Origin of the sequence: Bacteroides uniformis (assembly GCF_025147485.1) — a bacterium.
Classification (GTDB): Bacteria; Bacteroidota; Bacteroidia; order Bacteroidales; family Bacteroidaceae; genus Bacteroides; species Bacteroides uniformis.
The window spans coordinates 742,767-768,234 of the sequence record NZ_CP102263.1; the positions used below are offsets into that span (position 1 = coordinate 742,767).

Genomic DNA, 25,468 nt, shown 5'->3' on the forward strand with positions numbered 1-25,468 from the left:
CACAAGAAATAAAGATATGAAAAAACCAATAATGATACATGTGCTGGCTTTGTTCCTGATTTCCACATTGGCGGGCTGTGCATCCTGCTCTTCCGACTTGAAGGAAAACGGGAAAGAGAACGGAAAAGAGGAAAAGCCCGACACAGAGGAAGTACGTCCCGAATCATTCGCTTCGGATGACGAAATGCTTGATTACATCCAGAAGGTACATTTGAACTACATGTGGGACGGTGCGGAACCGACCTCCGGACTGGCACGCGAACGCATCCACCTGGATGGGGATTATCCCGAAAAGGACCAGAATGTTGTCACCACCGGCGGCAGCGGATTTGGTATAGCCGGACTGCTGGTAGGCATCGAACGCGGCTTCATCCCCAGGGAAGAAGGCGTGAAGCGCCTGACCAAGATTGCCGATTACCTGAAACGCGCCGACCGCTTCCACGGCGTATGGCCCCATTGGTTGTACGGCCCTACCGGCAAGGTGAAACCTTTCGGACAAAAAGATAACGGCGGAGACTTGGTGGAAAGCTGCTTCCTGATGCAAAGCTTGCTTTGCGTACGCCAATACTTCCGCGACGGCAACGAGCAGGAAAAGGCGCTGGCAGAGAAGATTGACCAATTGTGGAAAGAGATGGAGTTCAGCTGGTATCAGAATGGCAAGGATGTCATCTACTGGCACTGGTCTCCCGAATACAACTGGGAAATGAACTTCCCGCTGGAAGGCTACAACGAAGCATTGATTGTGTATGTGCTCGCAGCCTCCTCCCCCACTTATCCCGTTCCGGCTTCAGCCTACCACAACGGCTGGGCACGCGGCGGCGGCATCAAGTCCGACTCTGCCCCCTACGGCCTGCCTTTGGAATTGAAACACAACGGAGCCGAGAAACTGGGCGGTCCCTTGTTCTGGGCACAATACTCGCACATCGGTCTGGACCCGCGCAACCTGAGCGACCGCTATGCCAACTACTGGAACGTGGTGCGCAACCATGCCCTCTCCAACTACCGCTACTGCGTGGAGAATCCCAAACAATACAAAGGTTACGGCGAGGACTGCTGGGGACTGACCGCCAGCTACTCTACCAAAGGCTATGCAGCCCACTGCCCGGGCGACAACGACCATGGTGTCATCACACCGACAGCAGCCTTGTCCAGTTTTCCCTACACACCGGAGGAATCCATGCGTGCACTGAAGTATTTCTATTCCAAAGGCGACTGGATTTGGGGCAAGTACGGATTCTACGATGCCTTCTCCGAGGGAAGTGACTGGACGGTGCCCCGCTATCTTGCCATCGACCAATGCACCATTGCCCCGATGATTGAGAACTATCGTTCCGGCTTGTTGTGGAAACTCTTCATGAGCTGTCCCGAGGTTCAGGAAGGATTGCAGAAGCTGGGATTTAAGGCTTAGGGATTTACGATTGAAGTTAGTATGCGACATGATGGAGCAGCTAAGCTTAAGTTGAATTTCTATATCACTATTCCCCTCCCCCTTCAGGGGGCCGGAGGGGATAATCAAAATTATATCATATGAAGAAATACACATTATTAGCAGCCTTGGCTTTCTCTGCCCTCACCGTGACGGCAACGCCCAAAGAAAACACATCCCAAGGCAATCCGCAGGAGATGGATAAATTCATTACGGAGCTGATGGGCAAAATGACGCTGCACGAGAAAATCGGTCAGCTCAACCTGCCGGTAACGGGAAACATCGTCACCGGACAAGCCAAGAGCAGCGACGTTGCCGGTAAAATCCGCAACGGTGAAGTCGGAGGTCTGTTCAACCTGAAAGGCGTGAAGAACATCCGCGAAGTGCAGAAACTTGCCGTAGAGAACAGCCGCCTGGGCATCCCCTTGCTGTTCGGTATGGACGTGATTCACGGTTACGAAACGGTATTCCCCATCCCCTTGGCACTCTCGTGCAGTTGGGACATGGAGGCTATAGAGAAATCGGCCCGTATCGCCGCCATTGAGTCGAGTGCAGACGGTATCTGCTGGACGTTCAGCCCGATGGTGGACATCTGCCGCGATGCCCGTTGGGGACGTGTATCAGAAGGCAACGGTGAAGACCCCTTCCTGGGTTCAGCCATTGCACAAGCCATGATTCGCGGTTATCAGGGCAAGGATATGAGTGCCAACAACGAGATAATGGCTTGCGTAAAGCACTTCGCACTGTATGGCGCCGGAGAAGCCGGCCGCGACTACAACACGGTGGATATGAGCCGCAACCGTATGTTCAACGAATACTTCCCTCCCTACAAGGCTGCCGTAGAAGCCGGTGTGGGTAGCGCAATGACCTCCTTCAATGAAATTGACGGCGTACCCGCCACTGCCAACCACTGGCTACTGACCGACGTTCTGCGCAACCAATGGGGCTTTGATGGCTTCGTGGTGACAGACTATACAGCCATCTCCGAAATGATAGACCACGGAATCGGTGACCTGCAGGAAGTATCCGCACGTGCCCTGACCGCCGGAACAGACATGGATATGGTAGCCGACGGATTTATCGGCACACTGGAAAAGTCTCTGAAAGAAGGCAAAGTGACCGAGGCCGACATTGACAAAGCCTGCCGACGCATCCTAGAAGCCAAATACAAGCTGGGACTGTTTGCCAATCCGTATAAATACTGCGACGTGAAGCGTGCCGAAAAAGAAGTGTTCACTCCCGAACACCGTTCCATCGCCCGCCAGATTGCCACAGAGACATTCGTACTGCTGAAGAACCAGGACAATCTGCTGCCCTTGCAACGCAAAGGCAATATCGCCTTGATTGGCCCGCTTGCCAACACCCGTGCCAACATGCCGGGCACTTGGAGTGTGGCAGCCACAGCAGACAAATACAGCACCCTGCTGGAAGGTTTCAAGAATTCTGTCGGCTCCAAGGCCAACATTCTCTATGCACAAGGCAGCAACCTGATGTACGATGCCGACTACCAGACACGCGCCACGATGTTCGGCCGTGAACTGCCCCGTGGCAATGACCAAGAACTGCTGGACGAAGCCCTGAAAGTAGCCGCACAAGCCGATGTCATTGTAGCCGCCCTCGGCGAGTCCTCCGAGATGAGTGGTGAGAGCAGTAGCCGTTCCGAACTGGAAATGCCGGACGCACAGCGCCACCTGCTGGAAGCATTGCTGAAAACGGGCAAACCCGTAGTATTGGTATTGTTCTCCGGACGTCCCGTAGTGCTGACTTGGGAGAATGAAAATGTTCCTGCCATCCTGAATGTATGGTTCGGAGGTAGTGAAGCTGCAGACGCCATTGCCGACGTAGTGTTCGGAGACGTTTGCCCCAGCGGTAAGCTGACCACCACTTTCCCGCAGAATGTGGGCCAGTTGCCTATGGCATACAACCACAAGAATACCGGCCGTCCTCTGAAAGAAGGCAAATGGTTCGAGAAGTTCCGCAGCAACTACCTGGATGTGAGCAACGACCCGCTGTATCCTTTCGGCTATGGCTTGAGCTACACCACCTTCCAGTACAGTGACATCACGCTCAGCTCCAAGCAACTGAATGCGGACGGCAAGCTGACCGCTTCCGTAACCGTAACCAATACGGGTAACTACGATGCAGATGAAATCGTACAGCTCTATATCCGCGACTTGGTGGGCAGCATTACCCGCCCCGTGAAAGAGCTGAAAGGCTTCGAGCGCATCCACCTGAAAAAAGGCGAAAGCAAGCAGGTGACCTTCACCATTACCCCCGAATTGCTGAAGTTCTACAACTACGACATACAGTATGTATACGAACCCGGCGAGTTCCATGTAATGATTGGACCCAACAGCCGCGATGTAAAGACTACGAGTTTTGAGTTGAAATAGGTATAGTTTTGCTTTTAGGTAAGAGGGCAGTCCGCGAAAACCGGGCTGCCCTTTTTTAACACCGTCACCAAATCTTTTTTGCATTTTGATTGTTCAGAGGAGAAACTGAATGATTTATCCACTAAAAAATCAATGTAATGAAGAAGAACCTAAACCTTCCCAAGAAGAAAACCGGAAGACTGAGAAACCTATTTCTGACGGTGTGCCTGCTGGCAAGTGTCGCCGCATCGGCGCAGGAGAAAACAGTAACCGGTACCGTGACCGATGCCCTGGGTGACCCGCTGATTGGTGCCACCGTATTGGTGCAGGGAACCTCCAATGGCGTGATTACCGACATAGACGGCCGGTACTCCATCCAGGCCACCCCGGAGAACACATTGGATTTTTCCTATGTAGGCATGGTGAAGCAAGCTGTCAAGGTAGGCAGCCAGTCGGTAATCAACGTCCAGATGAAAGACGACTCGCAGATGCTGGCCGAAACCGTTGTCATCGGTTATGGCAGCGCCAAGAAGCGAGACCTTACGGGCTCCATCACCAACATTAAAGGCGACGAAATCGCCAACAAGCCGGTGGTCAACCCCGTATCCGCACTGCAAGGAAAGATTGCCGGCGTGCAGGTGATAAACTCCGGCAAGGCAGGCTCCGACCCGGAAATCCGTGTACGCGGAACAAACTCCATCAACGGCTACAAGCCACTCTATGTGGTGGACGGACTGTTCAACGACAACATCAACTTCCTGAATCCGCAGGACATCGAATCCATGGAGATACTGAAAGACCCGTCGTCGCTCGCCATCTTCGGTGTGCGCGGTGCCAACGGCGTGATTATCATCACCACCAAGAAGGCGAAAGAGGGACAGACACGCGTCAATATCAACGGCTCGTTCGGTTTCAAGTCCATCACCGACAAAATTGCACTGACGGATGCCGAAGGCTTCAAACTGCTGTACAACGAACAGTTGAGGAATGAAGGCAACCCGGAATACAACTTCTCGGACTGGACGGGAAACACCAACTGGCAGGATGAAATCTTCCAGACTGGGTTCATCACCAACAACAACATCAGCATCACGGGTGCCTCGGACAAGAACAGCTTCTATCTCGGTGCGGGCTATGCTTACGAGCAAGGCAACATCAAGCACGAGAAGTACAGCAAAATCACGCTGAACATCAGCAACGACTATAAAATGACGGACAACCTCAAGGTAGGTTTCCAATTCAACGGGGCACGCATGCTGCCCGCCGACACGAAGAGTGTGGCTACAGCCCTGCGCGCAGCTCCGGTGGCGCATGTATTCAACTCCGAGTACGGCCTCTACACCTCACTGCCCGGATTCCAGAAGGCACAGATGAACAACCCGATGGTGGACGTAGACCTGAAGGCGAATACCACGAAAGCCGAGAACTACCGTGGCTCGGGCAACGTGTACGGGCAATGGGATTTCCTGAAACACTTCCAGTTCAAGGCCATGTTCTCCCTGGACTATGCCTCGAACAGCACACGGACATACACCCCGGTTATCCAGGTATATGACGCAAGCGTCGAGGGAGACATAGCCACGCTGGGCAACGGCAAGACCGGAGTGTCCCAAGCCAAAGAAACGGAAATGAAGGTACAGAGCGACTATCTGCTGACCTACACCAACTCCTGGGGAGACCACAGCGTGACGGCCACAGCCGGTTTCACCACCTACTACAACAAGCTCGAGAATCTGAACGGCGCCCGTACCCAAGGGGTAGGCCTGGTCATTCCGGACAATCCCGACAAATGGTACGTAAGTATCGGCGACGCAGCCACCGCCACCAACGGCAGTACGCAGTGGGAGCGCTCCACCGTGTCCGTGCTGGCACGCGTGCTCTACAACTACAAGGGCAAGTACCTGTTCAACGGCTCCTACCGCCGCGACGGTTCTTCCGCCTTCTCCTACACCGGCAACCAGTGGCAGAACTTCTACTCCGTCGGCCTGGGCTGGCTGATGAGCGAGGAAGCATGGATGAAGGACATCACCTGGCTGGATATGCTGAAACTGAAAGGCTCATGGGGCACACTGGGCAACCAGAACCTGGACCGCGCCTATCCCGCCGAACCGTTGCTGACGAATGCCTACTCCGCCGTGTTCGGCACCCCGTCTGCCATCTATCCGGGCTACCAGCTTGCCTACCTGCCCAACCCCAAACTGCGCTGGGAGAAGGTGGAAGCCTGGGAAGCCGGTGCAGAAGCCAACTTCCTCCGCAACCGCCTGCACTTTGAAGGGGTGTACTACAAGAAGAAAACCAAAGACCTGCTGGCCGAAGTGCCGGGCATCTCGGGCACCGTACCGGGTATCGGAAACCTTGGCTCCATCGAGAATTCGGGCGTAGAGCTTGCCTTGAGCTGGCGCGACCGGATAGGCGACTGGAACTACAACATCGGAATGAACCTTGCCACCATCAAGAACAAGGTACTGAGCCTCGTGCAGGAAGGCTACTCCATCATAGCCGGAGACAAGCAGCAGAGCTACACAATGGCAGGATACCCCATCGGCTACTTCTACGGCTACAAGGTGGAAGGCGTCTACCAGACCCAGGAGGAGATTGAGCACTCTCCCAAGAACACACTGGCAACCGTCACCCCGGGCGACCTGAAATTCCGCGACGTGAACGGTGACGGTGAAATCACCACGGCAGACCGTACGATGATTGGTAATCCTACACCCGATGTCACCTACGGCTTCACGCTCGGCCTGGGCTACAAGAACTGGGAGCTTGCCGTTGACATGATGGGACAAGGCGGCAATCAGATTTACCGTACCTGGGACAACTACAACTGGAGCCAGTTCAACTTTATGGAGCAACGCATGGACCGCTGGCACGGTGAAGGGACCAGCAACACCCAGCCGCTGCTGAACACCAAGCATACCATCAACAATCTGAACTCCGAGTATTACATAGAGGACGGCTCGTTCTTCCGCATCCGTAACGTGTCGCTGGCATACAACTTCGACAAGGCGCTGATTTCGAAGATAGGCATGCAGGCGCTGAAGCTCTACGTGAACATACAGAACCTGAAGACGTGGAAGCACAACACCGGATATACCCCGGAACTGGGCGGAAGTGCCATCGCCTTCGGGGTGGACGACGGCAGTTATCCGATGCCGGCGATTTATACGTTCGGATTTAATCTGACGTTCTAAAAGCCTCTCCCCTAAAAAAGAGTAACTTCAAACCTCCCCCGACTCCTTCAAAGGGAACGGGGAATGAAAAATATAAATTTATGAAACTGATAAAATACATATTTACATTGCTGGTGGGTGCAACAGCCCTCTCACTGACATCCTGCAACGACTTCCTGGACCGCGATCCGCTGGGGCAGTTCACGGAAGATGACTCTCCCAACGCCCTTGTAGGCGGGAAGATATTCAACGTCTACTACCTGATGCGCTCGTACGACATCACTGCCGGTATTCCTGCTTTTATGGTGCACATGGTGCGCAGCGAGGACTCCGAGAAAGGCAGTGACGCCGGCGACGGCAGCAACGAGGCCGCCATGTGGGACGACTTCGAATACACTGCCTCCAACGGGCCGCTCAGCGCCTATTGGGGACAGAACTACAAAATCATCTACCAGTGCAACGAAATCCTGGACGACATTGAGAAGAGCGGACACAAGGACGACACCGAAGCCATCCGCAACCGCGGCGAAGCGCTCTTCTTCCGTGCCTGGTGCTACTTCAACCTGGTACGCGCCTTTGGCGAAGTGCCGCTGGTCACCATCAAGGTAGTGGAAGCCTCCGATGCCAACGTGCCCAAGACCACGGCGGAAAAGATATACGAACAGATTGACAAAGACCTGACCGAAGCCGAAGAATGCCTGCCCCTGCGGTGGGACAGCGACTATACGGGACGGCTGACCTGGGGCGCCGCACGCTCCCTGCACGCACGCACCTATATGATGCGGAACGATTGGGACAATATGTACACAGCCTCCACCGAAGTGATAAAGTCGGGCATCTACAACCTGAATACACCGGTCGACAAAGTCTTCACCGTAGAAGGGGAAAACTGCGGCGAGAGCATCTTCGAACTGCAATGCGAAGCCACCGATGCCATGAAAGAGGATGCCAGCATCGGCAGCCAGTTCTGCCAGGTGCAAGGGGTGCGCGGAGCCGGCGAGTGGGACCTGGGATGGGGCTGGCACATGGCCACCAAACTGATGGGAGAAGCCTTTGAGCCGGGCGACCCGCGCCGGAACGCCACATTGCTCTACTTCCGCCGCAGCACGGACGAGCCCATCACACCGGAGAATACCAACCAGCCTTATGGCGAGTCACCCGTATCCACCGCCATGGGTGCCTACTTCAACAAGAAGGCCTACACGGACCCGACACTGCGCCGCAAGTACAGCCGTATGGGTTTCTGGGTAAACATCCGCCTCATCCGCTATCCGGACGTGCTGCTGATGGCTGCCGAAGCCGCCAACGAGAAAGGGCTGACGGGCGAAGCCGCCGGGTATCTGGAACAAGTACGCGCCCATGCCCGCGGCACACTGGCAGACGTGCTTCCGAAGGTAGAATCTGCCAGCCAGTCTGTGCTGCGTGACGCCATTCGCCACGAACGCCGCGTAGAGCTGGCACTGGAACCCGACCGCTTCTACGACCTCGTGCGCTGGGGCATTGCCAAAGAAGTGCTGCAAGCTGCCGGAAAGAATTACCAGGACAAGAATGCGCTGCTGCCTCTGCCCCAGACAGAGATAGACAAATCGAACGGAGTACTGGTACAGAACCCCGACTATTGATACCCGGCCAAAGGAAACAGCCGACCCAATCAATGGCAAAAGGTCTGTTTTATAACTTGCTATCAATCAAAGCATTGCTACTGCAAAGAGCTGCAAACTTTTTGCAGTGGCACTGCAAAAGTGTTGCAGTAGCACTGCACAACAGTTGCAGTGTCGCTGCAAAGCAGTTGCAGTAGCGCTGCAAATCGTTTGCAGTATCACTGCAGAGAAATTGCAGCACCGTTGCAAAGAAGTCATAGCGCCACTGCAATAGAGTGACGGCAATCTAAAAACAATGAAGGGAACATACTTACAAACAATTAATTCAATATGAATATGAAGAAAATTTTCAAGAGAACAAGTCTGCTGCTCGCGACCGCTTTAATAGGTGTCACCGCCACCGTGCAGGCGCAGAAATCTCCGCAGGACATGGACCGCTTCATCGACGCACTGATGCGCCGGATGACTGTGGAAGAGAAAATCGGCCAGCTCAACCTGCCCGTGACCGGAGAGATCACTACCGGTCAGGCAAAGAGCAGCGACGTGGCCAAGAAGATTGAGCAGGGGCTCGTGGGAGGGCTTTTCAATCTGAAAGGAGTGGCCAAGATACGCGACGTACAGAAACTGGCCGTAGAGAATTCCCGCCTGGGCATCCCCCTACTGTTCGGCATGGATGTGATACATGGCTATGAGACCATCTTCCCCATCCCCCTCGGCCTCTCCTGCACGTGGGATATGGCAGCCATCGAGCAGTCTGCCCGCATAGCCGCTACAGAAGCCAGTGCCGACGGTATCTCATGGACATTCAGTCCGATGGTAGACATCAGCCGTGACCCACGCTGGGGACGTGTATCCGAAGGGTCGGGAGAAGACCCGTTCCTCGGAGGTGCCATCGCCCGCGCCATGGTGTTGGGGTATCAGGGAAAAGACCCGGACGACCAACTGAAACGGAACGACGAAATCATGGCATGCGTCAAGCACTTCGCACTGTACGGTGCCGGAGAAGCCGGACGCGACTACAACACGGTAGACATGAGCCGCAACCGCATGTTCAACGAATACATGTACCCCTATGAAGCAGCCGTCCGCGCCGGAGTGGGTAGTGCGATGGCCTCCTTCAACGAAGTGGACGGCGTGCCCGCCACCGCCAACCACTGGCTGATGACAGATGTACTGCGCAAACAATGGGGCTTCAACGGTTTTGTGGTGACCGACTTTACCGGTATCTCCGAAATGGTGGAACACGGAATCGGCAACCTGCAGACCGTTTCCACCCGTGCGCTCAACGCCGGTGTGGACATGGATATGGTGAGCGAAGGTTTCGTAGGCACGTTGAAAAAGTCGCTCACCGAAGGCAAAATAACCATGAAGACGCTGGATGCAGCCTGCCGCCGCATCCTTGAAGCGAAATACAAGTTAGGGCTGTTCGATGACCCTTACAAATACTGCGACCTCAGCCGTCCCGCACGCGACATCTTCACCCGCGAGCACCGCGCCGCTGCCCGCCGGATTGCCGCCGAAAGCTTTGTGCTGCTGAAAAACGAACCTTTTGAGGGACAAGGCAAGAAGTCTTCTCGTCCCGTCCTTCCCTTAGAGAAGCAAGGCACCGTCGCCGTCATCGGCCCCCTGGGCAATACCCGCAGCAACATGCCCGGTACCTGGAGTGTTGCCGCACGCCTGGACGACTATCCCTCTCTGTACGAAGGATTGAAGGAGATGACAGCCAGCCGGGTGAACATCACCTACGCCAAAGGTAGCAACCTCATCAGTGATGCAGCCTACGAGGAACGCGCCACCCTATTCGGCCGTTCGCTGAACCGGGACAACCGTACGGATAAGAAACTGTTGGACGAAGCTTTGAAGGTGGCCTCCGGTGCCGACGTGATTGTAGCCGCCCTGGGCGAGTCTTCCGAAATGAGCGGTGAAAGCTCGAGCCGTACCGACCTCGGCATCCCCGACGTGCAACGCACCCTGCTGGAGGCCTTGCTGAAGACCGGCAAGCCCGTTGTACTAACCCTCTTCACCGGCCGGCCGCTGACGCTCACCTGGGAGCAGGAACATGTGCCCGCCATCTTGAACGTATGGTTCGGTGGCAGCGAAGCGGCCTATGCCATTGGCGACGTGCTGTTCGGCGACGTGAACCCAAGCGGTAAGCTGACCATGACTTTCCCGAAAAACGTGGGGCAGATACCCTTGTTCTACAACCATAAGAATACCGGACGACCGCTGGCAGAAGGCAAATGGTTCGAGAAGTTTCGCAGCAACTATCTGGATGTGGACAATGAGCCGCTGTATCCCTTCGGCTACGGTCTCTCGTACACCACTTTCCGGTACAGCGACATCGCCCTCAGTACCCCGGTCATGGGACAAAATGGCTCCACCACTGCCGTAGTCACCGTGACCAATACCGGCAAGCGTGACGGCGCAGAAGTCGTGCAGCTCTATATCCGCGACCTCGTAGGCAGCATTACCCGCCCCGTACGCGAGCTGAAAGGCTTTGAAAAGGTGTTCCTGAAAGCGGGCGAAAGCAAGACCGTATCCTTCAAGATTACCCCTGAGCTGCTCCGCTTCTACGACTACGACCTCAACCACGTGGCCGAGCCGGGAGATTTCGATGTGATGATAGGTGGCAGCAGCCAGGCAGAAAAGACAGCCCGACTGACACTGAAATAAAATAAAATATTTAATATTGCACTCTAAAAACAAGAAAACATGAGATATACTACTTTACTCCTTTGTTTTTGCAGCATTCTGCTCCTTGGCAGCTGCAAGAGCCAGCCCTCCGCACAGAACGGACAGCCGCTGGAAGTGATGACGTTCAATGTCCGCCTGGATATTCCTTCGGACAGTGTAAACAACTGGAATTACCGCAAGGGTGACGCCTGCCGTATGATAGCCTACTACAGCCCCGACTTGCTGGGCATGCAGGAAGTGCTTCACAACCAAATGGAAGACCTAAAACGCGGGCTGCCGCAATACACAGCACTCGGTGTGGGGCGCGACGACGGCAAGGAAGCAGGCGAATACTGCCCGATATTCTTCCGGACCGACCGGTTTACACTGGTGGAATACGGCAATTTCTCCCTCAGCGAGCAACCCGAAACTATCGGCATCAAGGGCTGGGACGCTTCCTACAACCGTGTCACCACCTGGGCGATACTGCAGGAAAAGAACAACGGACAAAAGTTTGTATATTTCAACACCCATCTGGACAACGACGGAAAGACAGCCCGCAAAGAGGGCGTGCAACTCATTCTCGACAAAATCAAGGAGATAGCACCGGACATGCCCGCCATCATCACCGGTGACTTTAACTGTACGCCCGGTGAAGAACCTCTGCAAACGCTGGAAAAGGGAGGAATGGAAAATGCCGCAAAGACAGCTGCCGTCACCTACGGTCCGTCCTGGTCTTTCCATGACTTCGGCCGTCTGCCGGTGGAGGAACGCGTACTGCTGGACTATGTCTTCGTGACCAAAGGCGCAAAGATAGACCGCTACCGCGTTATCCAAGACAAACCGGAGAACAGCTACCTTTCCGACCACTGTCCTATACTTGTTGAATTGACCGTGCAATGAATATAGATAAGTAAATGATAAAAAAACAAGTAAGCATTGGTACAATGAAAATACAATACAGTTTATTATTGTTCCTGCTGTTGCTCGGTTTCACGCAATGCAAAAGCCCCGCCGCCAAAGAAGACCGGCTGAGCGACGATGCCCTGATGGACACCGTACAGCGCCGTACCTTCAACTACTTCTGGGAAGGTGCCGAGCCCAACAGCGGACTGGCACGCGAACGCATCCACATGGACGGTGTCTATCCGGAGAACGACCAGAACGTAATCACGTCCGGTGGAAGCGGCTTCGGCATCATGGCTATACTTGCCGGTATAGACCGCGGCTATGTCACCCGCCAGGAAGGGCTGGAACGAATGGAGAAAATCGTCTCCTTCCTCGAAACCGCTGACCGTTTCCACGGTGCCTACCCACACTGGTGGTATGGCGATACGGGCAAGGTGAAACCCTTCGGGCAGAAAGACAATGGCGGCGACCTGGTAGAAACAGCCTTCATCATGCAGGCGCTGCTCTCCGTCCACCAGTACTACATCGACGGTTCGCCCGCCGAGCAAGCCCTCGCCGCCCGCATCGACAAGCTGTGGCGCGAAGTGGACTGGAACTTCTACCGCCAGAACGGCCAGAACGTGCTCTATTGGCACTGGAGTTCGGAATACGGTTGGGAAATGAACTTTCCCGTACACGGTTACAACGAATGCCTCATCATGTATATCCTTGCCGCCGCCTCGCCTACCCACGGCGTGCCTGCAGCAGTCTATCACGAGGGCTGGGCGCAGAACGGGGCCATTGTAGACCCTCATAAAGTGGAGAATATCGAGTTGCATCTGCGCTATCAAGGCACAGAAGCCGGACCGCTCTTCTGGGCACAATACTCGTTTCTCGGCCTCGACCCCATCGGGCTGAAGGATGAATACTGCGCCAACTACTTCGACGAGATGCGTAACCTGACGCTTGTGAACCGTGCCTACTGTGTCCGCAACCCCAAGCACTACAAAGGTTTCGGGCCCGACTGCTGGGGACTGACAGCCAGCTACTCCGTCAACGGATATGCCGCCCACGCTCCCAACGAACGCGACGACCAGGGAGTCATCTCTCCAACTGCCGCCTTGTCATCCATCGTCTATACCCCGGAACAGTCGTTGCAAGTGATGCGCCACCTCTACGAGATGGGAGATAAGGTCTTCGGCCCCTATGGCTTCTACGATGCTTTCAGCGAAACGGACAACTGGTATCCGCAGCGCTACCTCGCCATTGACCAGGGCCCGATAGCCGTCATGCTCGAGAATTATCGGTCGGGACTGCTGTGGAAGCTCTTCATGAGTCATCCGGATGTGCAGAAAGGGTTGAAGGAGTTGGGGTTCTCAACAGTCAGCAAGTAACTTACTATCATAAAAAATCCCCTTCTGAAACTTGTATTCTCTGATGAATAGCGAGGTACAAGTTTCAGAAGGGGATGTATTTACAACCTATTCACCGCCGCCACCGGAACCACTGCCACCGCTCTTCACATCATCATTGCTGATAGTGCGCGCAGCCTTTTTCACGCTTGCCTTCAACTCACCGATACGGTAGCTGACGCTTATGCCAAAGCGTTGGCGGCTGTACTTATAATTGCTTTCCCGTATAAAACCGCTGCCTTCGGTGGTGGAGCTTTGGTCCATATACTTCTTGAAGAAGTTGCTGGCAAAGGCAGACAAGGTGAGGCGCTTGTCCAAGAAGGACTTGTTGACGCTCAAGCCATAATCAAAGAAGCTGCTGCCCTTACCTTGCAGCATAATCCACGGCGTCTGTCCGAAGACATTCAGACTGATGCGCCAGTCATGGGGCAGCGTCTGCTGTGCACCGCCGTAGGCAAAGAGGCTCCAGCCATCGTTACGCATGCCTTCACTGCCCTCCAGATAAGAGTAATTGCCGCTCATGTTCATGTAGATACGTGTACGTGGAGTGGCATTCCAGTTGACGTAACCGTTCACACTGGCATAACGGGTCTTGCCGATGTTGGCATAGGTAGAATAAAGCACATCCTTGCCCGTGGGGTTCTTCAATCCCTCAATCTCCGTATCGGGCATGAGCCTTGTCACATTCTCAATACTGTTGTTGGTAAACGAGTAGCGGGCCGAGATATTGATATTGAACTTCTGTGTGAAGTTACTGTAACTCAAGTTGAAAGCATGGCTCTTCTCACTGTCCAGCTTCGGATTACCCTGGCTGATATAGGAGGGGTCCGTATCATTCAGATAAGGATTCAGAGACCAGATTCCCGGACGATAGATACGCATGTTGTACCCCAAACGCAGATTGGACATATCCGTCAGCTTGTAGCCGATAGAAGCGGAAGGCACTACGTCGTCGAAGTTCTTTGTGAAATCCTCACCGCGGCCCACCAGATACTTCACATCTTGGATGGTATGCTCGTAGCGTAATCCCAAACGGCCCGAAAGTCTCTTCACCTTCAGTCCATATCCCAGATAGGCGGCGATAATATCGTTCAAATGCTTGTAGTGTGAGCTCTGGTCCTTGTTGTATTCATACTTTCCGGTATCGTCCGCATCAAAACGGTCGTCTTCGGAGGAGTTGTTGCGCAGAATGTACTTGGCACCTGCCTCCAATGTATGCAGCTTGCCGATAGGCGTGGTATAGTCGGCCTGGAACGTATGCTCCGTGGTATTCTGCTCACCGTCGTTATGCTGGTTCTTCAAACGGTTCAGATAGTCTGCCCAATCGGGGTTATAGCCATTGTCTATTTCATATTCCGTATAGGAATCCGACGTTTGCGGACGGGTGTTTATCTTGTAGGAGAACGTCAGCATGCGGTCCTTGACCTTGAACAGACGCTGGTAGTCGATACCTCCGTCGATGGAATACCAGGAAGACTTGCTGCGGTTGAAGGCAGAGTAGCTGTAAATGGGAGCAGCGTTTATGTTCTCCGGAAAAGTAGCGATGTAGTCCGTAGAGCCGTTACTCTTGTTCCCGCCGCCCCAAAGTCCGAAAGACATGGTGACCAGGCGTAATGTATCTATTTCGTAGCTGGCCTCCATGCTGCCCGACTGGAAAGAACCGTGTCCCTTGTTGCTGCCGTCATAGTCCAGATTGGAAGAATTCTCCGTAACAGCTTCCGGTGTCACATGCTGGCTACCACTGCTGTAGTTGCGGGGCTGGTCGTTGTAATTGTAATTGTAGCGGGCGCCGACGGTCAGCTTTCCGCTCTTTATGGTACCGAATGCCCCGCCGCCTGCACCGCGGTTGCTGACGTTGGCACTGAACGTAGCCGTATAGCCTTCGAGTCCGCTGCCCACGGTGACGATGTTCAGAATACCGCCCACACCCTCGGCGTCATACTTGGGGCCGGGATTGGTTATCACTTCAATATGCTTGATACTGTTTGCAGGCATACTTTTCAGCACTTCCGTCGGGTTGTTGCTCATCATGTTGTTGGGCTTTCCGTTGACATATACCTTAAAGCTGCTACTCCCGTTCACCTGAATATTGTCCTCGCCATCCACCGTTACCAACGGTACCTTGCGAAGCATTTCCAGCACGGAGTTCGACTGGGCGTCAGGGTCATCCTGCACATTGTACTCTATCTTGTCGATATCTGCCTTCACCAGAGGCTTCTGTGCCACTATTTCCACCTGCCCCAGCTCATTGGAGGCATCTACGATATACAGCGTGCCGAAGTCCACCAGCTTCTCCCCTGCCTTCACAGAAAAGTCCTTCACGATGGGAGTACGTCCCACGGAAGTGATGGTCATCACGAAGTTGCCCGTACCGGGTACTTTCTCCTGGAACTGGCCTTTCATGTCCGTTACCAGCATTTTCAGCGCCTTTGCAGGGGCCTCTTTCTTCACGATTTTAATGGTAGCATAAGGTTCACCCTCCTGGGTGAGTGAGTCGAGCAAAATTCCTTTAACCTGGAAAGAAGTGTTTGCCGTGTTTTGCGCTGCAAGCAGTCCCGAAATCATCAGCATCCATAGCAGCACAGTCCATTTTGTTCTCATTGCGTTTTTATATTTAGTGACTATTCATGTTTATTGTCTTGGTATTAGACGTTTCCCGTTCGAGTTTTGTCACAATGAATTCGGCAAAAATAGCCCCTTTTTCATGCATTTACGAGACTTTCGGAGTTAAAAAAGCAAAAAGAAAGCAATTTAGAGAAAATAGAAGAAAAGTAACAGACAGATATTTGCGGCAATAACAGAGCCGAATCCCCCCAATATCCACGGCCGCAAAGGGCTTTTTCCACCGGCAAAGAATAACGCGTAGCACATGTTTACCGCTATATTGCTGACAATAGCCTGCATGCTGCAAGCCGTAATCACCAGCACCGCCACACTGCCCGTTCCTTGAAGCAGGTTCAGGATGAAAGGAGTAATGTCACTGAACCCCGAAATGAAAGAGAGCAAGTTCAGTCCACCCGTGCCGGCATACACCAGCGTATAGTGGGTCAAGATAGTGAACACCACAAACAGCATGGCAAAAATCAGCGCTACCTTGAACTCCAACGGATTACTGCTGTCCTCGTCCTCCGTGGTCTGCGTGCCGTCGTCCACCCGTTTCCGCTTGGAATGCAGATACCATGCCACGGCTGCCGTTACCACCGACATTATCAGCAGGTAGGGATAAATGGCCAGTAGCGTCTCCCGGCTGAAAATACCTATCAATATCAAGAAACGGAGGAACATCATGCTGACCGCCAACAACATGGCTGCCACATATTCGGGAGCATCCTGCACAGAAGCCTTACGGCTCTTTCGCGCCAGTACGGAAATGGTAGCCGTGCTGCTGTACAAGCCTCCCACGATGCCCGAAACCAGAATGCCCGACTCATGGAAGACGTAGCGCTTCAACAGATAAGAAAGGTAGGAAATGCCCGATACAACCACCGTGGCCAGCCAAATACTGTATGGCGTCAGGTTGATGCCGGGAATAAGGTTCTCATTGGGCAGCATCGGCAGGATAATGCCGCTGATGGCAAGGAACTTGGCAAGCGTAATCATCTCGTCGTTCTTCATGCGCTGGGCCAGTTCCGTGAAGGTGTGTTTCAGCTCGGTGAAGAGCAGGACGGTCACTATGACCATGACGTAGAACCACGACGGCTGCGTGGCCACAATGGGAGCAATGCAGTAGGTGATGAGTGCAATAATGATGGTGGTTACTCCGAACACATGGTACTGTGACTGCTTCACATAATAGTTCAGTCCGAGCAGCAGTCCCAGAATGGCTCCTCCTCCCATGAACAGACGATAGCCCGTAGGGTCGAGGATATAGAGCAGATAGCCCAGAATGCCTATAAAAGTGAAGGTGCGGTCGGTACCGAAAAGCGTAGTTTCCCCTTCGCGCTTCAAGCTGATTTTACGCTGTGAAAGCCCGATGAGTAAAGAGAATACAGTGACCAAAAGGAAGGTGACCAGTTCTCTTGGCAGGTAGTCGTAAAGTTTCTCCATGACGATTAAACAAGTACGGCATACAATTGGTTTGCTACCATGTGGTGAAAGGGTGTTTCATCAGTTGCGAGTTATAGTAGCGGACATCTCCCGTCACCTCCCGTCCGATGAATGCAGGTTTCACGAAAGGCTCGTCTTCCGAGGAGAGTTCCACCTCGGCCACAGTCAGTCCCTCATTCTCGCCATAGAATTCATCCACCTCAAAGACGTGCTGTCCGCTGCGCACCAGGTAACGGGTCTTGTCGATGACACCCGGTTCGCACAGCTTCAGCAATTCCCGCGCTTCGCACAGCGGAATTTCCTTTTCCCACTCGTAGCGGCTGGTTCCCGATTCATTGGATGCACCCTTGATGGTGAGAAATCCCCGTTCATCGCGGATGCGCACCCGTACTGTCCGTCCACGTACACTGCTGATGTATCCTTGTACGATACGGCTGTGTGCATACGCTTGTGGCTTGTATTCTCCCGTCACGAGGAATTTCCGTTCTATCTCCTGCGGCATGTCGTTTCCAGTGATTTTATCAGCCCCAGTAAGAGTAAGCCACAAACATGGCGATGACCAATACAATGGCTATTACTCCCATCGTCATCATCACTTTCTTGGCTTGTTGCTCTTCCTTCTGGCTGTGCATTGCTTTCTTTTTACTTTTTCCCATGGTGTGTTTTATAGTTTAAAGTTCAACGATGAACAAAGTAAGAAGAAATTCGGGAAGAATGCAAATGAAAGGGAGAAAATTTATTCGCCACTTCCTGCAAACTCCATCAGGTAAGCTTTGATAAAGCCGTCTATCTTTCCATCCATCACACCATTCACATCACTGGTCTGGAAGTTGGTACGGTGGTCCTTCACGCGGCGGTCGTCGAAGACGTAGCTACGAATCTGGCTACCCCATTCGATTTTCTTCTTACCGGCTTCCACCTTTGCCTGCTCGGCCATGCGGTGTTGGAGTTCCTTGTCGTAAAGCATGGAACGGAGAAGACGGAGAGCGTTCTCGCGGTTCTTGGGCTGGTCTCGTGTCTCGGTATTTTCAATCAGGATTTCTTCCTCTTCGCCCGTATATGGATCCTTATACTGATAGCGCAGACGGACACCGGACTCTACCTTATTGACGTTCTGTCCACCGGCGCCACCACTTCGGAAGGTATCCCATGACATGCGGGCAGGTTCGATGTTCACCTCGATGGTATCATCTACCAAGGGAGTGACAAACACGGATGCAAAAGAAGTCATACGCTTGCCCTGGGCATTGTAGGGCGAAACACGCACCAAGCGGTGTACACCGTTCTCACCTTTCAAGTAGCCGTAGGCATAATCACCGGAAATCTCGATGGTACAAGTCTTGATACCTGCCTCGTCTCCTTCCTGCAGGTTGGCGATGGTGGCCTTATAGCCGTGAGTCTCGGCATAGCGCAGATACATACGCATCAGCATGCTTGCCCAGTCCTGGCTCTCCGTACCACCGGCACCAGAGTTAATTTTCAGCACACAGTCCATCTGATCGGCTTCCTCGCGAAGCATATTCTTGAGTTCGAGGGCCTCGACAGCAGTGATTGCCTTGGCATAGGCATCGTCCACTTCCTCTTCAGTCACCAGTTCGTCTTTGTAAAAGTCGAAAGCCAGTTGTACCTCGTCAGTCAAGGTCTTTACCTCATTGTAGCCGGAAATCCATTGCTGCAAGCCTTTCACTTTCTTCATCTGAGCCTCGGCAGCCTTCTGGTCGTCCCAGAAACCGGGAGCCTGGGTGCGGAGCTGCTCTTCTTCCACCTGTATCTTCTTTCCTTCAATGTCCAGATAGCGGTTCAACGCCTCGGTACGTTCTTTGATATCTTTCAGTTGTTCTGCGGTAATCATATATGCATTTACAATTTAGGAAGTGCAAAGGTATAAAAAAACACATAATTCCGCAATTGTCAATCCAATAAGTAATGCTAACGGCAAATGATTCCACCAGAACACCCTAAAGATTTATTCAAAAGACAAGGTGCCGAAAAAGGCCGGACAGTGGAACATGGGGCGTTCCAGCCCGATAGGACTCCAAGAAAGGAAGTGGGGAGTCTGGAGTTTGTCACCACACTTGTAGAAATTCCCTTTCATTGTTTTTCCGTCCAGAGAACCGACGGAATGCTGGAAGAAAGCGGAAACGGGAATAACCATGACCAGTTCCCAGCTGCACTCGCCCAAACGTTCCTCGAAAGGTTCGCCGGCCAACGAGCTCCAACGTTTCACCATGCCCAGCACCTCCTGACTCGCCGTAGGACGGCGCTCATTGACTGCACCTCCCTGAATCAGCAGCCTGCCGGCGCAGTTACATTCGAAATTGTAATAGCGGTCGTCACCTTCGGGAGATACGAAGAATTCCACACAAGCATCTTCCCATACCCGGCCATTGTCTCCGGAGGCCACTGCACGCACACTGGCTTCCTTCACTTTGTAGTGAAGCAGGATTTCGCGCCCCGTATGGGCTATGCGGAAACTCACTTCCGGCTTGTAGGGATAATCTTTCCAGTTGACCACATCAAGGGGCTGAAACTCTATCCCGTTCCCGTCCAGCAAGGACGGCACAGCCTCACCTTCCGGTGAAGCCGTACACATTACTTTCTTTACGGACAAGCTCTTTCCACTCTGGGCATTGCAACAAACCATGCCTACCATTGAAAACACCAAGAGCAGAAGGAGTTTGCTCCCGTAATCTCTCACTATCATAAAACGTCCTTTCATTTCTTATTAGTAGAAGCCTTGTCTGCTACTGCTACATCCCAACCGGAAACAACGTCGCCGTAAAGATAGAATGTCACGTCAAAAGTAGTCTTGCTATTCTCATCCACCACTTGGTAGCAGCGTGTCGCGTCATAGGAATCCACCTCCTTGTACTCGCCCAATGCCAGCGGAGCCGGCTCTTCCTTGCCGGCAGCCTTGGCTATGATTTGCTGCATGCGTTCCTGCATCAGCTTCATAATGCCTTCATGCTTGAAGGGGTCGGGATCCGCCACTTCGGGATGGGTAGCCTTTATCACCCCGCCATTGGCGGCACGCACGGCTCTGACACTGTCCGTATAAGCCTTGAACTGCCTCTTCACCTCCGGAGAACGCAGTCCATGAATGGTAAATACGGCAATTCCCTGGGCGCCGTTGTTGAGAGCGGCATCCATGCATTCGAACATCATCGGGCCGTCGGTGGCGGTCATGCCGCAGTACAGTGTAGTCATATCGTTCTTGTCGCGTACATTCTCAACCGTACAGTCGGAAATGAAGCTGGCATCGCCCGTATAGAAGGTATGGTAAACCATCGGGAACACGATGTCGAGATTCCATTTGCCCCAGTCCTGGCGCACCATGCGTGAAGCCATCTTCGGGGTGGGGAACGGGGAGGCAGCCATTGTCTTGCCGTAGGAGTGCACCACTTCGGCAATCATATTGGCCACTTCGGTTATCTGGTCGCAACGGAACTGGCGCCACTTCACATCGAGGGAAGGGTCTTCCTGCTCGCGGGGGTCATAACCGTACTGCTCCTTGAACAACCTGAGCATTTCCGGATGGTAACCGTAATCCCACGCAGCGTATTCACGGTCCTGCACAATGCCATAATGGGGCCACAAGGTGGTGGGAAGCACCACATCCACAAAACGATGATAGTCGATGGCAATGCCATTCAAGCCTTCCACTTCGCAGTAGGCCTTGATTTTTTCCTTGATGAACTCGCGGACTTCGGGCAATGCCGGGCAGAGAAACTTGTAATAGCCTACATAGGCGGTAGTGTCTGCCAGGCTCTTGCCGTTACGATTCACGCTGAACCATTCGGGATGCTCCTTCAATATCTTGTCACGGTCGTGTTCCAGATTCATGGTCCATAACCAGGCATACACTTCGATTCCGTGTTTATGGGCAACCGGTATGGCAGCCCGGTAATCGTCGGGAGTCGGCGCATTCAGCATAATTCCATCCATGCCGATGTCGTTCATCACTTGGCAGATGGAGTCGAAGTTCATGCCGGGACGATAGTCCAGCCACGTCCAGAACATGGGATATTCCTTGGTTGTTTCCTTAGCTCCCTGCTGGCACGAGAACATGCCCAGCGCAAGGAACAGCAGCAAGAATGCAGGTAAAAAGCTCTTTTTCATTCTATCTAAATTTTAAGTTTAACATGCAGTTTTTCCATCACCCACGTAACGCCGATTACCACAAAGGCAAAACAAAGGCAGTTGACCAGCCCCATGAATCCATGTGTGAACCAGTCCGGCAGGACAACACCGGTCACATCAGCAAAGCCATAGAAGACATAAGGCACCAGATAAGTGGTCAGCGTAGCCGTTCCGGCAGGGCGTATCAGGTTGAACCAACCTGTGACCTGATGGCTGACCAGATAGCTGAGCAGTGTGTAGAGCCCCACGGAAATGGCAGTCACATAGAACACCCAGGGAGGAGTGCCACCCATCTTGGCCACAATCCAGAAATGGTGTGTCCCAATTCCGACCAGCAGAAGCAGAACGGCAACCGTCAGCCCATTGCGGAGTTTCCAGCCGTCACCCTTGCCGGCATAGCGGGCGCTGAGAATGGAAAGGATGACACCTCCCATTGTAAATGCGGGCAAAGCCCCGTTGCCGATATGCAGGATGGACAACATGCCCTGATAGAAGTTGCGTTCGGGAAAGGCAAGGATAGCCTCACCGCCAAAGCCCTCGCGCAAAGGCGTACCCAGCAGGCATATCAGGATAAAGGCACCCCAGGCAGGCAGCAGATACTGCAACCGGTCACGGCTGAAGATATAGATTACGGCACATACCAGATAGGTCCAGCCGATGGAGCCCAATATTCCCCAATAGGCACCGAATACACCTCCCTGCGGATTGCGGAACGTGAAGGCAAGGTAAAGGAGAACCAATACTCCGATTATTTTAAAAGCACGGAAAAGGTTCTTCTGAGTGCCGGAAGCCGGTTTCGGATATTGGTTCCACACACCGATAAAGCCTATGGCCATCAGGAACCAGTATACTCCTATCGGATAGGGAGCTTCCGGTAAAAGCCGGAACTCCGAGTTCGTTATAAACGCCCCCATCACCAGCAAGGCAAAGGTGCGGGAAAGGATATGTCCTAAGGTGGATTCTGCCGAAAAGCCTTTGGCATATCTGCGTTCGATGGCGTATGGTATGGACATTCCCACTGCAAACAAGAAGCAGGGGAATACAATATCCGCCAGTCCCATAAAGTCTTCACCATAAACGGCATGTTCCAGCCAATGGGGTACGTCATGCACTTTCCAGAAGTCATTGACGAAAATCATGGTGAACATGGTCAACGCCCTCAGCATGTCAATGGCCGGATTGCGCCGTGAATAAACAGTCTTGTCACTCATATCATCTTGCTTTAGAATTCGGAAACCAACATCAGCCATCTGGCAGCCGAAGAGCCCCAGACTTCCTTATAAGTAGCCGTATTGAACTGCGGCCAGTAGGGAGCATCTTCATTGAAATAAGACTGCATACCTACGGGTATCTCTCCTACCGTTTCTCCGGGCAGTGCCGTATAGAGCTGCGGATAGTTGCTGCCCTCCCCATAAATCATGGACTGTCCGAAAGGATTCCTGCCTACAACCCAGAAGAGCTGCTGTTCGGCAATGTCTTTCAGTTCCTTGTCCTTCAACACTCTGGCGCAAATGGCTGCGGCTTTTCCGGTAGACAAATGTACGGCAATATTTCCTTTGAACGAGAACCAGACGGGGAATATACGCAAGTAATGCTCCTTATCCAGACGGATACCGTTCTCGAGCTGTTCTTTGAAATCCTTCGCAGCACCACTGCGAATGCCTACCTGGACGGCGTAGAAGTTGACGGAGTCCTTCACTTCATCCTTGTGATAGATGCCGCTGGGCACCATTCCATAAGGATATACATACTTCATGATGTTCTTCAGATAACCGCCATAGAGTTTCATGGCACGAATCCACTGCTCATACTCGGCATGACGGGGCTGCGTTTCGCAGAGGGCGGCAAGGGCTTCCATGTAGGCATAATCGCGAGACTGATGAGTATAGTGTACAATGGACTTCTTTGCCAAATCGCGATAGAAGAAGCCGCAGGTCTTGTCTTTGTCTTTCAACGGTTCGGTGCGCTGGCACTGCAAGGTGTAGCGGATGGCTTTTACAGCCTCATCGGCATACTGCTGTTCGCCGGTCAGCTTATAGAGCATGCTGGCCGCCCATGAGATGTTGGCGTGATACTGGCTCTCGGATGCCATGGCGGCATGTCCCCCACCCTTCTTTATCAGCTCGGCAAAGCCAAGTTCGTTGAAGCGCTTCATGGCATAGCCGAAGTCTTCCTTTGCAATCTTCTTCAGATTACCCTTAAGCGACTCGTCATTTTCAATCCTCATGGAGGCATACGCTTCAATTCCTGCAAGCAGGAAATTCTCCAAAGCTCCGTTATGGACAAGCAGTTCGCGGCGACCGGCATCATCGTCGGTGCCCACCTTACCGTCGGTCCATAGGTTGGTGCCCCATGTCTGTGCACGGTAGCCATCGCCCAGACGGGTCTTCATCACATAGTCCATTCCCCACAAAGCCTCTTCCATCAGGCGGTTGTACAAGTCTATATTGCCTTTTTCTTTGGCACGTTCGGCCATCAAGAGCAAGGAATAGGCTATCTCTCCCGTCTGTAAGGTCTGTTGGGACATATCGGCGGCATCGTGCCATCCTCCGTTTATATGAATGATATGTCCGTTGTAAGTGGCATGCAGGTCATTATGACAAGCCCCGTGCTTTCCGGGAACGGGATAACCGCAACGCTCGCAGAACAGGAAGTTCACCATACGCCAGGCAGAATCATCCCACACATCCTGATGGATATAGAAAGGCAAGGTGGTGACATCCCCTACCTGAATGACGTAACGGCCTTGTGTCTTGAAGTCCGAGAAGTCTATTGTCTCGAACTCTCCCAGGCCGGTCTTTTCCTTACGAACGGGACCGGTATAAACAATGGCCTGCGTAGCGGCATCCTTCAACTGGAACTGTCCGCCGTACTTTTCCACATTGACAATGGCGCTTTTGGGGCTCTCTATACTATAACCGGTAGTAGAGAAGATGATGCGATTCTGTGCAGGCATCCAGCCTTTCACGGTTTCCGGGTTCTCCACCTTCTGAAGTTCCACGGCATCTACATCGAAGCGAAGGAAGTCGCCCATAGTACGTTCTTTGCCGAACACTTCGATGGCAAATGAAATCTTGGTTACCTTGTCGCGCGCCAGTCCGGACATCTCGACGAAGCATTCGTTCCATTGGTTATTTTTCAGATTGATTTCGTGGTAGCCTTCCCGACCGTAAATGTCGGGTACTTTTATTTCTCCGTCATTCTCCACATAAAGGTTGAGGTAGATGCTGCGTGCTCCTTCGCACGTGGGATAGATATAGAACTTCAGGCGGTTGTAACCTTCCCAGTTCACACCTCCTATATCATAAGAGGCCATGCAAGTGCCGCGTCCCAAACCCCAGCCAAGAATCTTCTCCGGATGGGCGGGAGCTTCCAGACGCAGACTGTGCTTGCCGGACTTGCTCCGTTCGTCAGTCAAACCAATCTTACCGATGCCCTTATGCGACCATTTGGAGAAATCCTCCATATCACACAGCATCACGGTTTCCAACACTTTCTTTTTCAAGCCGAATGTTTCGAAAGCCTTTGTCTCGTCGAGCGGTAACGGACTGTGCACGTAGCCCGTGCTGACGATGTCGGCTTTCAACTTTTCATCTACCTGGGCATGAAGCAAAACGCAGCAACCGATAACTAAATCAAAAAGCAAAAAGATAAGTTTTATTACATTCTTCATCATATTATAATTATTAAGTTATAAGGTGATTAAAGCATAAAGGAGAAGAAAATTAGTACAAAT

At 52.9% G+C, this 25,468-nt stretch carries 16 protein-coding genes; 7 read left to right on the forward strand and 9 right to left on the reverse strand.

The annotated features are described in order from the left end of the window. Nucleotides 1-16 precede the first annotated feature (16 nt). From NQ510_RS02890 to NQ510_RS02920, 7 genes are all read left to right on the forward strand, one after another. Nucleotides 17-1,408 carry a glucoamylase family protein gene (locus tag NQ510_RS02890; protein ID WP_034525906.1) on the forward strand — a complete coding sequence of 464 codons (1,392 nt, stop codon included), beginning with the start codon at nucleotides 17-19 and terminating at the stop codon, nucleotides 1,406-1,408. A 119-nt stretch (nucleotides 1,409-1,527) separates the two neighbouring features. Further along, nucleotides 1,528-3,819 carry a beta-glucosidase BglX gene (gene bglX, locus NQ510_RS02895; RefSeq protein WP_005830329.1) on the forward strand — a complete coding sequence of 764 codons (2,292 nt, stop codon included), beginning with the start codon at nucleotides 1,528-1,530 and terminating at the stop codon, nucleotides 3,817-3,819. A 137-nt stretch (nucleotides 3,820-3,956) separates the two neighbouring features. Continuing rightward, nucleotides 3,957-6,992: a SusC/RagA family TonB-linked outer membrane protein gene (locus tag NQ510_RS02900; RefSeq protein ID WP_005830331.1), complete on the forward strand. Its 3,036-nt coding sequence runs from the start codon at nucleotides 3,957-3,959 to the stop codon at nucleotides 6,990-6,992. An 80-nt stretch (nucleotides 6,993-7,072) separates the two neighbouring features. Next, entirely contained in the window at nucleotides 7,073-8,593 is a 1,521-nt protein-coding gene (locus NQ510_RS02905; RefSeq protein WP_005830332.1) for a RagB/SusD family nutrient uptake outer membrane protein, read from the forward strand. Between the two features lie 315 nt (nucleotides 8,594-8,908). Next, entirely contained in the window at nucleotides 8,909-11,245 is a 2,337-nt protein-coding gene (bglX, locus tag NQ510_RS02910; RefSeq protein WP_034525957.1) for a beta-glucosidase BglX, read from the forward strand. Nucleotides 11,246-11,284: 39 nt separating this feature from the next. Then, a complete protein-coding gene (locus NQ510_RS02915) occupies nucleotides 11,285-12,148 on the forward strand; it encodes an endonuclease/exonuclease/phosphatase family protein (RefSeq protein ID WP_008662722.1) in 864 nt (287 codons plus the stop codon). Between the two features lie 44 nt (nucleotides 12,149-12,192). After that, nucleotides 12,193-13,527: a glucoamylase family protein gene (locus NQ510_RS02920; RefSeq protein ID WP_034525907.1), complete on the forward strand. Its 1,335-nt coding sequence runs from the start codon at nucleotides 12,193-12,195 to the stop codon at nucleotides 13,525-13,527. Nucleotides 13,528-13,614: 87 nt separating this feature from the next. Here the strand turns inward: NQ510_RS02920 and NQ510_RS02925 are convergent, their stop codons facing one another. From NQ510_RS02925 to NQ510_RS02965, 9 genes are all read right to left on the reverse strand, one after another. Next, a complete protein-coding gene (locus NQ510_RS02925) occupies nucleotides 13,615-16,146 on the reverse strand; it encodes a TonB-dependent receptor domain-containing protein (protein WP_005830342.1) in 2,532 nt (843 codons plus the stop codon). A 150-nt stretch (nucleotides 16,147-16,296) separates the two neighbouring features. Further along, a complete protein-coding gene (locus NQ510_RS02930; protein ID WP_005830344.1) occupies nucleotides 16,297-17,592 on the reverse strand; it encodes an MgtC/SapB family protein in 1,296 nt (431 codons plus the stop codon). A 34-nt stretch (nucleotides 17,593-17,626) separates the two neighbouring features. Continuing rightward, on the reverse strand, nucleotides 17,627-18,094 hold the full coding sequence (locus tag NQ510_RS02935; protein ID WP_005830347.1) for a CYTH domain-containing protein: 468 nt from the start codon (nucleotides 18,092-18,094) through the stop codon (nucleotides 17,627-17,629). A gap of 19 nt (nucleotides 18,095-18,113) precedes the next feature. Beyond that, nucleotides 18,114-18,248 (reverse strand): hypothetical protein, encoded by a 135-nt coding sequence (locus NQ510_RS02940; protein WP_005830349.1) that lies wholly within the window; start codon nucleotides 18,246-18,248, stop codon nucleotides 18,114-18,116. Nucleotides 18,249-18,328: 80 nt separating this feature from the next. Next, nucleotides 18,329-19,444: a peptide chain release factor 2 gene (gene prfB / locus NQ510_RS02945; RefSeq protein ID WP_005830350.1), complete on the reverse strand. Its 1,116-nt coding sequence runs from the start codon at nucleotides 19,442-19,444 to the stop codon at nucleotides 18,329-18,331. A 114-nt stretch (nucleotides 19,445-19,558) separates the two neighbouring features. Next, nucleotides 19,559-20,311 (reverse strand): carbohydrate-binding family 9-like protein, encoded by a 753-nt coding sequence (locus NQ510_RS02950; RefSeq protein ID WP_005830351.1) that lies wholly within the window; start codon nucleotides 20,309-20,311, stop codon nucleotides 19,559-19,561. Continuing rightward, nucleotides 20,308-21,711 (reverse strand): family 10 glycosylhydrolase, encoded by a 1,404-nt coding sequence (locus NQ510_RS02955; protein ID WP_005830352.1) that lies wholly within the window; start codon nucleotides 21,709-21,711, stop codon nucleotides 20,308-20,310. Before NQ510_RS02955 ends, NQ510_RS02950 begins: the two co-directional genes overlap by 4 nt. A 5-nt stretch (nucleotides 21,712-21,716) precedes the next feature. Beyond that, a complete protein-coding gene (locus tag NQ510_RS02960) occupies nucleotides 21,717-22,943 on the reverse strand; it encodes a DUF5009 domain-containing protein (protein WP_034525909.1) in 1,227 nt (408 codons plus the stop codon). Between the two features lie 11 nt (nucleotides 22,944-22,954). Then, nucleotides 22,955-25,405, reverse strand: coding sequence for a glycoside hydrolase family 9 protein (locus NQ510_RS02965; RefSeq protein WP_034525961.1), 2,451 nt, complete (start codon nucleotides 25,403-25,405; stop codon nucleotides 22,955-22,957). Nucleotides 25,406-25,468: the final 63 nt, after the last annotated feature.

Coding starts and splice junctions, on each gene's coding strand:
- NQ510_RS02890 (WP_034525906.1), top strand. CDS start 17: ATGAAAAAACCAATAATGATACATGTGCTGGCTTTGTTCCTGATTTCC.
- bglX (WP_005830329.1), top strand. CDS start 1,528: ATGAAGAAATACACATTATTAGCAGCCTTGGCTTTCTCTGCCCTCACC.
- NQ510_RS02900 (WP_005830331.1), top strand. CDS start 3,957: ATGAAGAAGAACCTAAACCTTCCCAAGAAGAAAACCGGAAGACTGAGA.
- NQ510_RS02905 (WP_005830332.1), top strand. CDS start 7,073: ATGAAACTGATAAAATACATATTTACATTGCTGGTGGGTGCAACAGCC.
- bglX (WP_034525957.1), top strand. CDS start 8,909: ATGAAGAAAATTTTCAAGAGAACAAGTCTGCTGCTCGCGACCGCTTTA.
- NQ510_RS02915 (WP_008662722.1), top strand. CDS start 11,285: ATGAGATATACTACTTTACTCCTTTGTTTTTGCAGCATTCTGCTCCTT.
- NQ510_RS02920 (WP_034525907.1), top strand. CDS start 12,193: ATGAAAATACAATACAGTTTATTATTGTTCCTGCTGTTGCTCGGTTTC.
- NQ510_RS02925 (WP_005830342.1), bottom strand. CDS start 16,146: ATGAGAACAAAATGGACTGTGCTGCTATGGATGCTGATGATTTCGGGA.
- NQ510_RS02930 (WP_005830344.1), bottom strand. CDS start 17,592: ATGGAGAAACTTTACGACTACCTGCCAAGAGAACTGGTCACCTTCCTT.
- NQ510_RS02935 (WP_005830347.1), bottom strand. CDS start 18,094: ATGCCGCAGGAGATAGAACGGAAATTCCTCGTGACGGGAGAATACAAG.
- NQ510_RS02940 (WP_005830349.1), bottom strand. CDS start 18,248: ATGGGAAAAAGTAAAAAGAAAGCAATGCACAGCCAGAAGGAAGAGCAA.
- prfB (WP_005830350.1), bottom strand. CDS start 19,444: ATGATTACCGCAGAACAACTGAAAGATATCAAAGAACGTACCGAGGCG.
- NQ510_RS02950 (WP_005830351.1), bottom strand. CDS start 20,311: ATGAAAGGACGTTTTATGATAGTGAGAGATTACGGGAGCAAACTCCTT.
- NQ510_RS02955 (WP_005830352.1), bottom strand. CDS start 21,711: ATGAAAAAGAGCTTTTTACCTGCATTCTTGCTGCTGTTCCTTGCGCTG.
- NQ510_RS02960 (WP_034525909.1), bottom strand. CDS start 22,943: ATGAGTGACAAGACTGTTTATTCACGGCGCAATCCGGCCATTGACATG.
- NQ510_RS02965 (WP_034525961.1), bottom strand. CDS start 25,405: ATGAAGAATGTAATAAAACTTATCTTTTTGCTTTTTGATTTAGTTATC.